The following is a 13,772-nucleotide window of genomic DNA, read 5'->3' on the forward strand; positions in this document are numbered from 1 at the left end:
AGTTAATAATTTGCAATTCTAACTAACAAGCGTTAGTTTTGTTAACCTAATTCGACAAAAGAGAAGTGGCAAAATTTCATAAAATAAAAGTAAAGGACGTTTACAAAGAAACTGACGACTGTTCAGTAATCACTTTTGACGTACCAGAAAATTTGGCCGAAGAATTCCATTTTCGCCAAGGACAGCATTTAACTCTAAAGGCTGATATTAATGATGAAGACACCCGCCGCTCCTACAGCTTATGTTCCAGTCCCGTTGACGGTGAATGGAAAGTTGCAGTTAAATTAATTCCAGGCGGTGCTTTTTCAACTTATGTGAATTCAGAATTAAAAACTGGAGATACGCTCGAAATTATGGAACCCAGTGGAATGTTTGGCGTTGAAGTTGAACCTGAAAAAGCAAAAAACTATCTTTTTTTTGCGGCCGGAAGCGGAATTACGCCCGTACTTTCTATGATTAAAACACATTTGGCGTTGGAGCCAAAAGCAACTTGCAAACTGTTTTATGCCAATAGAACGGCGAAATCCATTATCTTTAAAGAGGCTTTGGAACAGCTTCGTAACGAATACTTCGGTAGGCTGGAAATCTATTATTTTTTAACGAAAGAACGCCGCGATATCGAACTATTTAACGGTCGTTTTGATGATGAAAAGATGAAGGTGTTGACCAAAAACTTTATTGATATCCCAGATACAAATGAAGTTTTTCTGTGCGGTCCCGAGGAAATGATAAACTATGTTAGCAGTTATCTTATAGACGCTGGCTTGCCCAAAGAATTAATTCACTTTGAATTGTTCGTAACAGGTTTAACTGAAGAAGATAAGAAACGCGCAGAGCGTTTGGCGCAACAAAATGTAGAGGGTGTTGAAATAACGATTGTTGATGCAGGAAAGGAATTCCAGTTCACAATGACAAAAGATTTTGACAACATACTCGATGCTGCCTTAGCTGCGGGTGCAGATTTGCCGTTCGCTTGTAAAGGTGGCGTTTGCAGCACTTGCAAATGTGAAATTTTGGAAGGCAGTGTAGAGATGAAAATAAATTACGCATTAAGCGATAAAGAAGTTTCACAAAACTTGGTATTGAGTTGCCAAGCTGTGCCAACTTCTGATAAAGTAAAAGTAGATTTTGATGTATAACTAGTTTTGGGCATACCAACTAAAGCTTAAAGCATAAAATTATGAGCGAAAAAGAAGTAAAAAACCTAGAAGAAATTTTTGAAGCGAGAATAGCGCGCGACGAAAAAATAGAACCGAAAGATTGGATGCCGGAGAAATACCGTCAAACCCATATTCGGCAAATGAGTCAGCACGCCCATTCCGAAATTGTTGGGATGCTTCCCGAAGGAAATTGGATTACGCGCGCTCCTTCATTACGAAGAAAAGCTGCATTGCTTGCAAAAGTTCAAGATGAAGCCGGCCACGGTTTATATCTGTATTCTGCCTGTGAAACTTTAGGAATTTCAAGAGATGAACTTTACGAACAGCTACATAGCGGCAAGGCGAAATACTCTTCTATTTTCAATTATCCCACGGTAACTTGGGCCGATATGGGTGCAGTTGGCTGGTTAGTAGATGGCGCTGCGATTATAAATCAGGTGCCGCTTTGCAACACATCTTTCGGTCCATACGCTCGTGCAATGGTACGTGTTTGCAAGGAAGAAAGTTTTCACCAGAGACAAGGATTCGAAATTATGCTGACACTTTGCAGAGGTTCCGAAGAACAAAAAGCGATGGCGCAAGATGCGCTAAATCGCTGGTGGTGGCCAAGTTTGATGATGTTGGGACCAACCGATGCTGAGTCCATTCACACGGAGCAATCAATGAAATGGAAATTGAAACGAAAAAGTAATGACGAATTACGTCAGCAGTTTATAGATCAAACCGTGCCGCAAGCAGATTTGTTGGGGCTCACTATTCCAGATCCAGATTTGAAATTCAACAAAGAAACTGGTAGCTATGATTTCGGCGAAATTAATTGGGATGAATTCTGGCAAGTAGTAAAAGGCCACGGCCCGTGCAACAAAGAACGAATGAGTGCGAGAGTAAACGCTTGGAATAATGGTGAATGGGTTCGCGATGCTGCAATGGCGCACGCTGAAAAGAACGAAAAAAGAAAAGTAGCAAAAGCAAGTTAATTAAGTATTGAGTATTGAGAAATTAGTAATGAGAATCTTACCATTATGAATGTATTGAATGATTTAAAGGTTTGGAATAAAGCAATGGACATTGCAGTTGAAACTTATAAATTATCTTCAAAGTTCCCAAAAGAAGAAAAATACGGACTGACTAGCCAAATAAGAAGAAGTGCTGTTTCTGTTCCGTCAAATATTGCTGAAGGTGCAGGAAGAAATACAAAAGGTGAATTTAAAAATTTCATTAGCATTGCAAATGGTTCGGCATATGAGCTATTTACTCAATTAATACTTTCACACAAGCTAAATTTAGTCTCAGAAAATTTGGTTGAACCTATTCTTAAAGAAGTAATAGAAGTACAAAAAATGAATTACGCATTAATTAAATCTTTAGAGAAATAATGAATAACTCAATACAAAATACTAACTACTCAAGACTTTATTTATGAAAAAAAACTGGCCACTTTGGGAAATATTCGTCCGCAGTAAAAATGGATTGGAACACCGTCATTTTGGAAGTCTTCACGCTGCCGATGCTGAAATGGCAATGGAAAATGCTCGCGATGTTTACACGCGTAGAAATGAAGGTGTTAGCATTTGGGTTGTAGAAAGCAAAAATATTACTGCTTCAAATCCAGCAGATAATGGTGAAATGTTTGAGCCCGCACAGGACAAAGTATATCGTCATCCTACCTTTTATGATTTACCGGATGAGGTGAAACATATGTAACAAATTCCTGCGAAGGCAGGAATCTCGTGATTTGAAGACCGAATTGAGTCATAACAGAATATGAAAAAATGGAATCGTGAATGGAAAATAAAATTAATTGAAGAAATGAATCCTGGTTGGTCTGATTTAAACTTAAATTGGAATAATGAGAATTTGATTTATAGAACAAAAAGGTTTCCAACAACAAATTAAAATATGAACAAAGAACTAACAGATTCCCGCCTTCTCGGGAATTTATATAACTACATCCTCACCATCGCCGACAACTCCCTAATTCTCGCCCAACGTCTGGGTGAACTCTGCGGTCACGGCCCAAGCTTGGAAACCGATATTGCACTGACAAATATTTCATTGGATTTACTCGGCCAAACCCGAAGTTATTATCAATATGCCGCAAAAATTTCCGGAGAAAGTAAAACGGAAGACGATATCGCTTTTTTAAGGATTGAAAGAGAATATAAAAATTGTCTGCTTGTTGAACAGCCCAATACACATTTCGGTTACGTTATTGGCCGTCAGTTTTTGTTTGATGTCTATCATTTGATGTTGATGGAAAAATTGCAGAACAGTCCCGATGAAAATTTAGCTGCAATTGCCAAGAAAGGAATTAAGGAAGTGAGTTATCATAAACGTTTTTCAAGTGATTGGGTGAAACGTTTGGGTGATGGAACTGAAGAAAGCAACACTAAAATGCAGGAAGCAATCGATGATCTTTGGCGATACACCGATGAACTTTTCTTGATGACTGAGGCTGAAAATGCTATGGTAAAAGAAAGCATCGGAATTGATGTTTCATCTTTTAAAGTGAAATATTACAAAGAGGTTTCCGAAGTTTTAAAAGAAGCCACCCTTATAATCCCCGAAAACAAATATTTCGCCAAAGGTGGAAAAGAAGGAGTTCACACTGAACATATGGGCTATATTTTGGCTGATTTGCAATATATGCAACGCACTTACCCCAATATGAGTTGGTAATGAATTCCCGCGAAGGCGGGAATCTCTTAAAGTGAAAGAAAAATTATGTTAACCGAAGCGGCACATATCGAAAAGCATTTAATTCCAGTTCTGAAAACCGTTTCAGATCCTGAGATTCCTGTGCTTTCTGTTTTGGATCTGGGAGTAATTCGCGAAGCAATTGAAGAAAATGGAATTGTTCACATAAAACTCACTCCAACCTATTCCGGTTGTCCAGCAATGGATGTAATTGGTGATGATCTAAAAAAAGCCTTTTCAGAAATTGGAAAGAAAGCAGAAGTTGAATTGATTCTTTCACCCGCCTGGTCTACCGATTGGATTTCAGAGGAAGGTTTAAAAAAAATGGAGGAATACGGAATTGCCCGTCCGCTTTCAGAAACAGCCGACAAAGATGTTTTGCTCGGCGAAAAAAAACTGGTAAAATGTCCGCAATGCGGAAGCACAAATACCCATCTAGTTAGTCAATTTGGTTCCACGGCTTGCAAAGCACTTTTTAAATGCGACGATTGCCAAGAACCGTTTGATTATTTTAAATGTTTGAAATAGCGAAAATAAAAAACCGAAAAATGTAAAATTTCAAAGTCAAAAGTAAATTCTTTATTATTGAGACTTTTGCGGTTTTACATTTTAAATTTATATAAATGAAAAGCATACTAACCCATATAGATAACAAAATAGCAACCTTAACACTAAACCGTCCAGAGGTTTTCAATAGTTTCAACCGCGAAATGGCATTGTTGCTTCAAAACGAATTGGATGCCTGCGAAAAAAACCCCGACGTCCGTGCAATTGTAATCACTGGAAGCGGAAAGGCTTTTTGTGCCGGACAAGATTTAAAGGAAGTTACTTCGCCTGAATTGAATCCAGGTTTCAAAAAAATTCTGGAAGAACATTATAACCCAATAATTTCCCGAATTCGAAATATTGAAAAACCTGTAATTGGAGCCATTAATGGTGTTGCTGCTGGAGCAGGTGCAAATATTGCATTGGCTTGTGATGTGGTTATTGCTTCAGAAAACGCTAGTTTTATTCAAGCTTTTAGCAAAATAGGATTAGTTCCAGATAGTGCTGGAACCTTCTTTTTACCGCGATTGATTGGTTTCCAAAAAGCTTCTGCTTTAATGATGCTGGGCGATAAAGTTTCCGCAGAAGAAGCTGAAAAACTTGGAATGGTTTATAAAGTGGTTTCTTCAGAAAATTTTATTGAAGAAGTAAACGCTATTGCAAATACAATGGCAAATATGCCAACAAAAGCATTGGGATTAACGAAGCGTTTGTTAAACAATTCAATGCAAAACTCTTTGGAAGAACAATTAAATTTAGAAAGCAAACTTCAAATAGAATCTGCACAAAGTGAAGATTATGCGGAAGGTGTTGATGCTTTTGTAAATAAAAGAAAACCTGAATTTAAAGGAAGGTAAAAAAATTGAAAAATGTAAAACCGAAAAATGTAAAATTTAAAAGTGTTTTTTAAAAATGACTTTTAACTTTTACATTTATCATTTAAAATTTATGATTAAAAACGTTGGAATTATAGGAAGCGGAACAATGGGAGCGGGCATTGCACAAGTAGCTGCCACAGCCGGTTGCTCGGTAAAATTATACGATACAAAAACGGAAGCCTTGGATAAAGCCAAAGCCGATTTGGAAAAAATAATGGATCGTTTGGTGGAAAAAGGAAAAATAGATTCTACCGAAAAAGAACGTATTCAAAACAATATAAAATATGTCAGTTCACTTAAAGAATTGAAAAATTCGGATTTGACAATTGAAGCAATAGTTGAAAATTTAGATATAAAGAAAAATGTGTTTTCAACACTCGAAAAGTTTGTGAGTGAAGACTGTATAATCGCGTCAAACACATCTTCTCTTTCTATTGCTTCTATAGCTTCTTCATTGCAAAAACCGAAACGCTGCGTTGGGATTCACTTTTTCAATCCAGCGCCATTGATGAAATTGGTTGAGGTGATTCCTGCAATTCAAACTTCCGAAGAAACGTTGAATATTTCAGTAAAAACAATTAAAGATTGGGGAAAAACGGTTGCGGTTGCAAAGGATACTCCCGGATTTATAGTGAACCGTGTTGCGCGTCCTTTTTACGGCGAAGCGCTCCGGATTTATGAAGAAGGAATTGCTTCTTTCTCCGAAATAGATTCCGCGATGAAAGAAATTGGCGGTTTCAGAATGGGACCATTTGAACTGATGGATTTTATTGGTAACGATGTGAATTACACCGTAACCGAAACTGTTTTTGAAGCATTTTACTTCGATCCGCGTTACAAACCTTCATTTACCCAAAAGCGTTTTTCGGAAGCAGGCTATTTGGGTAGAAAAAGTGGAAAGGGATATTATGATTATTCAAGCGAAATGAATGTCTCCTCGAGCGCAGTCGAGAGGTCAATTGATAAAGAAAAATCTGAATCAATATTTAACCGTATTCTCGTAATGCTAATCAACGAAGCTGCAGATGCACTTTTTTGGAACATCGCTTCCGCAGAAGATATTGACAATGCAATGACCAAAGGCGTAAATTACCCCAAAGGATTATTGGCGTGGGCAGATGAAAAAGGAATTGATTGGTGCGTTGATAAAATGGACGAACTTTATGATGAATATCACGAAGACCGTTATCGTTGTTCGCCAATTTTAAGAAGAATGAAAAAAGAAAAAAGAACATTTTATTAATGTAAAATGTAAAACCGAAAAACTAAAAATGTAAAAGTGATTGTCCGACTTTCGTCTTTTAAATTTTACATTTATTATTTTAAATTAAATGGAAGGAAACAAAATTCCACATAAAATGTTATCACTTGATGCATTCAGCCAATGGTTAGGTATCGAGGTAATTAGTTGTCAACTGGGAAAGTGCAAAGTTGCAATGACGGTTCGCAAAGAGATGTTGAACAGTATGAACAAAGCCCACGGCGGTATTAGTTATAGTCTTGCCGACACGGCTTTCGGCTTTGCGGCAAACACCCATGGAAAGTATGCAGTTTCCATAGAGACCTCCATAAATCATATTGAAGCCTTGAATGAAGGAGATTATTTAACTGCAGAATCTGTAATAGAAAAAGTAGGGAATAAACTCGGTTTCAATATCGTTGAAGTAAAGCGCGGGGATGAACTAGTTGCGCTTTTTAAAGGCGTAGTTTATAGAACCAGTAAGGATTGGGAATAGTAAAATTGAATATTGCTGATTTTTGAAGTGATAATATTCAAATTGAAAGCTTAATTTTAAGTCAATAATATTAAATGATCCATCAACAAATATAAATGTTTAAATTATGAAATGGCAAGGTAGAAGACAAAGCGGTAACTTAGACGATCGTCGCGGTATGAGCAAAGGCAAAATGGCCGCAGGTGGCGGAATAGTTGTAACACTAATTGTACTTGCTCTAAATTTTTTCGGAGGAGAAACCGGGCAGCAACTGGCTCCAATCGTGGAGCAATTAGGCAATAGCCAAGGTAACCAACAAACCGAGCAAAGGGAACTTACCGCCCAAGAGAAGGAGATGGGAAATTTTATGGCGACTGTTTTAGCCGATACGGAAGATGTTTGGGGAAAAGTTTTCAGTGATAATAATCTTGGACAATATCAAGATCCCACAATGGTTCTTTTTACTGATGCAGTAAGCACTGGCTGTGGAAATGCAAGTTCAGCTTCAGGGCCATTTTATTGTCCAGCGGATCAAAAATTATATATGGATTTGGCATTTTTCGATGAATTGAAAACTCGTTTTGGGGCGCAGGGTGGCGATTTTGCCATTGCTTATGTAACAGCTCACGAAATAGGTCACCACGTGCAAACATTGCTCGGAACTTCACAAAAAGTAACCAAATTACAACAGCAAAACAGAAGTGAAGCCAACAGATTTTCCGTAGCATTAGAACTTCAAGCAGATTTTTACGCAGGCGTTTGGGCGCATTATAATCAAGAATATCTCGAGGAAGGCGATATTGATGAAGCACTGAGTGCGGCCAATGCAGTGGGCGATGACGCTATTCAAAAAAGAACGCAGGGAAATGTTGTCCCCGATAGTTTTACACACGGAAGCTCAGAACAACGCAAAAGATGGTTTATGAAAGGCTATAAAACTGGCGATATAAAACAGGGTGATACCTTTTCAGAAATATTAAATTAACGATTGTAGATTAACGATTGTTGATTGGAGAACTAAAAAGCTAAAACTCATTAATTAAAATCAGCAATCAAAAATCGTCAATCAAAAATCAAAAATCATCAATCAAAAATCAAAAATCATAATGGAAGCATACATAATTGACGGAATACGAACCCCAATAGGAAGTTATCAAGGAACGCTAAGCGCTATCCGTACGGACGATTTGGCGGCATTGGTGATTGCTGAAATAGTAAAAAGAAATCCAAATATACCTAAAGAAGCATATGACGATGTTATTCTAGGTTGTGCCAATCAAGCGGGTGAAGACAATAGAAATGTGGCGCGAATGGCTGCACTTTTAGCAGGATTGCCTGTAACTGTTCCCGGCGAAACTGTAAATAGACTATGTAGCAGCGGACTTTCAGCAATCATTCAAGCCAATAGAGCAATAAAAGCTGGCGACGGCGATTTGTTTATTTCGGGTGGCGTTGAAAATATGACGCGCGGGCCGTACGTGGTTGCAAAGCCTTCTTCGGCTTTCGGAACCGATGCAAAAATGTACGACTCCAGTTTCGGGTGGCGTTTTGTAAATCCAAAAATGGCCGAAATGTACGGTACCGATGGAATGGGAAACACCGCAGAAAATTTAGTTGAAAAACATAACATTTCTCGTGAAGATCAAGATGCATTTGCATATCATTCGCAAATGAAAGCTGCAAAAGCACAAGAAAATGGACGTTTGGCAAAAGAGATTGTTCCCGTAGAAATTCCACAGCGGAAAAAAGATCCGATTATTTTTAAAGATGACGAATTTATTCGCCCCTCAACCACTAAAGAGGTTTTGGCGAAATTGCGTCCAGCTTTCAAAAAAGATGGAAGTGTAACCGCAGGAAATTCTTCAGGTTTAAATGATGGTGCCGCGGCAACAATAATTGCTTCGGAAGATGCTGTTAAAAAATACGATTTAAAACCTATCGCGCGAATTGTAAGTTCCGCAGTAGTTGGAGTTGAACCGCGAATTATGGGCATCGGTCCTGTAGAAGCTTCAAATAAGGCTTTGAAAAAAGCAGGTTTGAAAATGGAAGATATGGATATAATTGAGTTGAATGAAGCCTTTGCATCACAAGCTTTGGCTTGTATCCGCGAATGGGGATTAAAAGATGATGATCCTCGAATAAATCCTAACGGCGGTTCAATCGCTATCGGTCACCCGCTTGGAGTAACTGGTGCTAGGCTTGCTTATTCTGCCGCCTTGGAATTACAGGAACAAAACAAACGATACGCTTTGATTACAATGTGTGTGGGCGTGGGACAAGGATATGCGGCGATTATTGAAAATGTGAATTTATAATTATGCAAAAAACACAACATTATATATTAGGAAATTGGACGGATGGAAAAGGAGAGGGAAGCCCAATTCTCGATTCTATAACCGGAGAACAGTTTACAAGCGTAACTACGGAAGGACTTGATATTCCTTCAATCTTACAATACGGAAGGGAAAAAGGAAATGTACTTCGCAAAATGACTTTTCAGGAACGTGGACTATTGCTGAAAAAATTGGCAATGTACCTTACTAAAAAAAAGGAACAGTTTTATGAAATAAGTTATAGAACCGGAGCTACAAAAATTGATAGTTGGATTGATATTGAAGGTGGTTTCGGTAATCTGTTTGCCAATGCATCCCTTCGGAAATTATTTCCAAACCAACCTTTTGACGTAGAAGGCGACCCGATTGATCTTTCCCGAGGCGGACGTTTTATGGCGCACCACATTATGGTGCCTCGCGAGGGTGTTGCGGTACATATAAATGCTTTCAACTTTCCTGTTTGGGGAATGTTGGAGAAATGTGCCGTAAACTGGATGGCTGGAATGCCAGCCGTAGTTTTGCCAGCTCCGCAAACTGCTTATTTAACTGAAGCAGTTGTTCGAGAAATAATCGCTTCAAAAATTCTTCCCGAAGGTTCACTTCAACTTATTTCAGGAACTGCAAAAAACATTCTAGACACTGTAGAATCACAAGATGTGGTTACGTTTACTGGTTCTGCAAGCACGGGAAAAATACTAAAACAACATCCGCGATTGATTGAGGAATCGGTTCCTTTCACGATGGAAGCCGATAGTTTGAATGCCGCTATTTTAGGCGAGGATGCCGTTCCGGGAACTCCCGAATTCGATCTTTTTATTAAGGAAGTCCGAAATGAAATGACCGTAAAATGTGGTCAAAAATGTACCGCAATCCGACGAATAATTGTTCCCGAAAAATTGATGGAAGATGTTCAAATCGCTCTCGGGAAGCAGCTCGATAAAGTAACCATTGGTGATCCGCGTTTGAAAGAGGTTCGAATGGGGTCGTTGGTAAACGACGCACAACGAAATTCAGTAAAAGAGCAGATTTCAAAAATTACAAGTACAGCAAAAATTGTTTACGGCGATTTTGATGATTTTAAAGTCACTGGCGCCGATTCAAAAAAGGGATCTTTTATGAAACCTATTTTGCTTCGCGAAGACAATCCGTTGCAAAACGAAGCAGCGCACATAACCGAAGCTTTCGGCCCTGTGAGTACATTAATGCCTTATAAAAATTTGGAAGAAGCCATTAAGCTTTCCAAAATGGGAAAAGGTTCGTTGGTAAGTTCCATTATAACCAACGATAATAGAATTGCAAAAGAATACACTGTTTCCGCAGCAACGCATCACGGAAGGATTTTAATTTTGAATAGGGAAAGCGCCAAAGAAAGTACAGGTCACGGTTCGCCGTTACCAAACCTTATTCACGGTGGACCTGGACGTGCGGGTGGAGGAGAAGAAATGGGCGGTATTCGTGGTATAAAACATTATTTACAGCGTTGTGCTATTCAAGGTTCGCCAACAACTTTAACAGAAGTGACAGGTATTTATCAGCCTAATTCAGAATATAAAGAAGCCGAACAACATCCTTTCAAATACCATTGGGAAGATATCGAGCCGGGAATGTCGCTTAAAACACATAAGCGTACATTTACGGATACAGATATTATAAATTTCGCCAATCTTACGTGGGATCATTTTTATGCCCATACTGATATAACTTCACTTGACGGAAGTATTTTTGAAAAGCGGACTGCCCACGGTTATTTCATTATTTCCGCTGCTGCAGGGTTGTTTGTCTATCCAAACAAAGGTCCTGTTGCTGCAAACTACGGTTTGGAAGACTGCCGTTTCCTGCGTCCGTTGTATCATAATGATACCGTTTATGTTCGGTTGACTTGCAAACAAAAAGTTGATAGAGACGTCGCTTCCGCAGAGCATCCTAGTGGAATCGTAAAATGGTTTGTTGAGGTTTTTGATGCCGAAGATGAATTAGTTGCTTTGGCTACAATTCTCACGATGGTTCAGAAAAAGCAAGAGACTTTTGTTGAAATGACTGATAAAAAAATTCAGGAATTATTGAACAAATTGACCGAAGATACAAAACCAAAATGGGGTATTATGACGCCACAACATATGTTGGAACATTTGGAATACACCTATAAAATTGCTTCGGGAAAGATTCAGGATTTTGAAGTGGCTACTCCCGAAAAAATTTTGGAAAAAGTTCACGCGAGTCTTTATAATTATAAAAAATTTCCAATGAACTCACAATTTCCATTGTTGGAAAAAGATATATTGGATACTTTAAGGCATCCTGATTTAGCAATGGCGAAAGAGAAATTTCTTGAAGAAAGGGAAGCCTATAAAACCTATTTCAAAGAAAACCCAGACGCTAAATTGAACAATTTAGTTTTTGGCGAATTAAACCGTTACGAATGGTATTTGATGGAGCGGAAGCATTTGAATCATCATTTTGAGCAATTCGGATTACTATAATTTAAAACCGAAAAATGTAAAATTAAAAATGTAAAAGTTGGTTTGAATGATACTTTTACATTTTGCATTTAAAATTTATTATTTAAGAATGGATAAACCGTACGTAAACATAAAAACCGAAAACGCAATCGCAACCATTGAATTCTTCCATCCGGCTCATAATAGCCTTCCGGGAGATTTGTTGGCAAAACTTGCAAATACAATCACCGAAGCTGGAAATAATGACGATGTAAAAGTTATTATTCTGAAAAGTGGTGGCAACAGAACTTTCTGTGCTGGTGCTAGTTTCACCGAACTCATAAACATTAACGATGCCGAAACTGGAAAAGTCTTTTTCAGCGGTTTCGCAAACGTCATCAATGCAATGCGCAAATGCCCAAAATTTATCATTGGAAGAATTCAGGGAAAAACCGTTGGTGGCGCCGTAGGACTTGCTTCTGCAACCGATTACTGTATGGCGACAAAATTTGCTGCGATTAAATTAAGTGAACTAAATATTGGAATTGGACCTTTTGTAGTTGGCCCAGCCGTTGAACGTAAACTTGGATTGAGCGGAATGAGTCAAATTGCCATTGACGCTAATTCTTTTTATGAAGCCGAATGGGCGCGACAAAAAGGTTTGTACAATCAAGTGTTTGATTCTTTGGAAGAGTTAGATGAAGCCGTTCAGAAATGTGCAGAAAATCTGTGCACTTACAATCCAGAGGCAATGAAAGAAATGAAAAAAGTTTTCTGGCGCGGAACAGATGATTGGGATGAATTATTGGCTGAAAGAGCAGTGATTTCAGGAAGATTGGTGCTTTCGGCATTTACGAAGGAAACATTGAAAAAGTTTGGCGAAGGTTAATTGTAGACACGAACGGATCAAATAGTAAAAAGACCAAAGGATAAAAAGACGAAAAGGACGAAAAAGATGAAAAAATAATGTAGTTTAAATTGGCATTAAAGCATAATTTTAGAAAATTGGCAATTTGGCAGGAAGCAAGAAAGCTTGTGAGGGAAACCTATACTATTACTTGCAAATTCCCTAAATCTGAAATTTATGGTCTTTCAAATCAGTTGCAGCGTTGTTCTATTTCTATTGCATCAAATATTGCAGAGGGTTCGGCCCGAAATTCCGATAAGCATTTCATTCAGTATTTAGAAACTGCTTTGGGTTCTTCATTTGAATGGGAGACACAATTGATTTGTGCGTTTGATTTGCAATATATAGACCATATTACATTTGAAAAGAATTTACAAACTATACAAAAATTACAGGCAATGATATCAAATTTTAAAAATACATTAAACTAAAAACTGTCTCTTAATCCTTTTGTCCATTTATCTTTTTATCAAATAATTTAAAACAATGATTTACAGTTTCAAAGGCCATATTCCAGTAGTTCACGAAAGCAGTTTCGTCCACCCATTGGCGGCAGTTACTGGAAATGTTATCATTGGAAAAAACTGCTATATCGGCCCAGGCGCTGCTATTCGTGGCGATTGGGGCGAAATTATTTTGGAAGATGGCGTCAACGTTCAGGAAAATTGTACGGTACATATGTTTCCAGGGAAAAGTATTGTGCTAAAAGAAAGTGCTCATGTGGGCCACGGCGCAATAATTCACGGCGCTAATTTGGGTCGTAATTGTTTGATTGGCATGAACAGTGTTATAATGGACGATGCCGAGATTGGTGATGAATGCATCGTTGGCGCAATGAGTTTTGTAAAAGCTGAAGAGAAATTTCCAAAGCGGAAATTAATTTTAGGGAATCCTGCAAAGGCAATTAAAGACATTTCAGATGAAATGATTGCTTGGAAAACTGCGGGAACAAGATTATACCAACAATTGCCCAAAGACTGTCACGAAAGTTTAAAAGAGGTGGAGCCGCTTCGGGAAATTCCCAAGAATAGGCCAAAACAGGAGGATTTTTTTAAAACTTTGAACCAATTTCTGCGAAGGCAGGAATCTTAAACCAAG

Annotated in this window: 15 protein-coding genes; all 15 read left to right on the plus strand. The window is 38.2% G+C overall.

From position 1 onward, the window contains the following. Window positions 1-65 precede the first annotated feature (65 nt). The 15 genes from AEQU1_RS07740 to AEQU1_RS07810 all read left to right on the plus strand — a co-directional run bounded on the left by AEQU1_RS07740 (window position 66) and on the right by AEQU1_RS07810 (window position 13,766). Complete coding sequence (locus tag AEQU1_RS07740) at window positions 66-1,139, plus strand: 2Fe-2S iron-sulfur cluster-binding protein (RefSeq protein WP_111880155.1); 1,074 nt, start codon at window positions 66-68, stop codon at window positions 1,137-1,139. A gap of 41 nt (window positions 1,140-1,180) precedes the next feature. Then, complete coding sequence (gene paaA, locus AEQU1_RS07745; protein WP_111880156.1) at window positions 1,181-2,137, plus strand: 1,2-phenylacetyl-CoA epoxidase subunit PaaA; 957 nt, start codon at window positions 1,181-1,183, stop codon at window positions 2,135-2,137. Window positions 2,138-2,182: 45 nt separating this feature from the next. Next, complete coding sequence (locus tag AEQU1_RS07750; RefSeq protein WP_111880158.1) at window positions 2,183-2,536, plus strand: four helix bundle protein; 354 nt, start codon at window positions 2,183-2,185, stop codon at window positions 2,534-2,536. A 43-nt stretch (window positions 2,537-2,579) separates the two neighbouring features. Beyond that, window positions 2,580-2,864, plus strand: a complete 285-nt coding sequence (gene paaB, locus AEQU1_RS07755) for a 1,2-phenylacetyl-CoA epoxidase subunit PaaB (RefSeq protein ID WP_111813744.1) — start codon at window positions 2,580-2,582, stop codon at window positions 2,862-2,864. 195 nt (window positions 2,865-3,059) lie between these two features. After that, the gene (paaC, locus tag AEQU1_RS07760) at window positions 3,060-3,839 is read left to right on the plus strand and encodes a 1,2-phenylacetyl-CoA epoxidase subunit PaaC (RefSeq protein WP_111880160.1); all 780 of its coding nucleotides are present in this window, start codon (window positions 3,060-3,062) and stop codon (window positions 3,837-3,839) included. Between the two features lie 45 nt (window positions 3,840-3,884). After that, window positions 3,885-4,385, plus strand: a complete 501-nt coding sequence (paaD, locus tag AEQU1_RS07765; protein WP_111880163.1) for a 1,2-phenylacetyl-CoA epoxidase subunit PaaD — start codon at window positions 3,885-3,887, stop codon at window positions 4,383-4,385. Window positions 4,386-4,480: 95 nt separating this feature from the next. Beyond that, the gene (locus tag AEQU1_RS07770; RefSeq protein WP_111880165.1) at window positions 4,481-5,260 is read left to right on the plus strand and encodes an enoyl-CoA hydratase-related protein; all 780 of its coding nucleotides are present in this window, start codon (window positions 4,481-4,483) and stop codon (window positions 5,258-5,260) included. Between the two features lie 91 nt (window positions 5,261-5,351). Next, the gene (locus tag AEQU1_RS07775) at window positions 5,352-6,524 is read left to right on the plus strand and encodes a 3-hydroxyacyl-CoA dehydrogenase NAD-binding domain-containing protein (protein WP_111880167.1); all 1,173 of its coding nucleotides are present in this window, start codon (window positions 5,352-5,354) and stop codon (window positions 6,522-6,524) included. Between the two features lie 88 nt (window positions 6,525-6,612). Then, window positions 6,613-7,017 carry a PaaI family thioesterase gene (locus tag AEQU1_RS07780; RefSeq protein ID WP_111880169.1) on the plus strand — a complete coding sequence of 135 codons (405 nt, stop codon included), beginning with the start codon at window positions 6,613-6,615 and terminating at the stop codon, window positions 7,015-7,017. 106 nt (window positions 7,018-7,123) lie between these two features. Beyond that, the gene (locus AEQU1_RS07785; protein ID WP_111880170.1) at window positions 7,124-7,981 is read left to right on the plus strand and encodes a neutral zinc metallopeptidase; all 858 of its coding nucleotides are present in this window, start codon (window positions 7,124-7,126) and stop codon (window positions 7,979-7,981) included. 121 nt (window positions 7,982-8,102) lie between these two features. After that, a complete protein-coding gene (pcaF, locus tag AEQU1_RS07790; RefSeq protein WP_111880172.1) occupies window positions 8,103-9,311 on the plus strand; it encodes a 3-oxoadipyl-CoA thiolase in 1,209 nt (402 codons plus the stop codon). Window positions 9,312-9,313: 2 nt separating this feature from the next. Then, entirely contained in the window at window positions 9,314-11,809 is a 2,496-nt protein-coding gene (gene paaZ / locus AEQU1_RS07795) for a phenylacetic acid degradation bifunctional protein PaaZ (protein WP_111880174.1), read from the plus strand. Window positions 11,810-11,897: 88 nt separating this feature from the next. After that, entirely contained in the window at window positions 11,898-12,656 is a 759-nt protein-coding gene (locus AEQU1_RS07800) for an enoyl-CoA hydratase/isomerase family protein (protein WP_111880176.1), read from the plus strand. Window positions 12,657-12,745: 89 nt separating this feature from the next. Next, window positions 12,746-13,105 (plus strand): four helix bundle protein, encoded by a 360-nt coding sequence (locus AEQU1_RS07805; protein ID WP_111880177.1) that lies wholly within the window; start codon window positions 12,746-12,748, stop codon window positions 13,103-13,105. Window positions 13,106-13,160: 55 nt separating this feature from the next. After that, window positions 13,161-13,766 carry a transferase hexapeptide repeat family protein gene (locus AEQU1_RS07810; RefSeq protein ID WP_111880179.1) on the plus strand — a complete coding sequence of 202 codons (606 nt, stop codon included), beginning with the start codon at window positions 13,161-13,163 and terminating at the stop codon, window positions 13,764-13,766. The last annotated feature ends 6 nt before the right edge of the window (window positions 13,767-13,772 follow it).

The sequence above is a fragment of the Aequorivita sp. CIP111184 genome, assembly GCF_900489465.1.
Classification (GTDB): Bacteria; Bacteroidota; Bacteroidia; order Flavobacteriales; family Flavobacteriaceae; genus Aequorivita.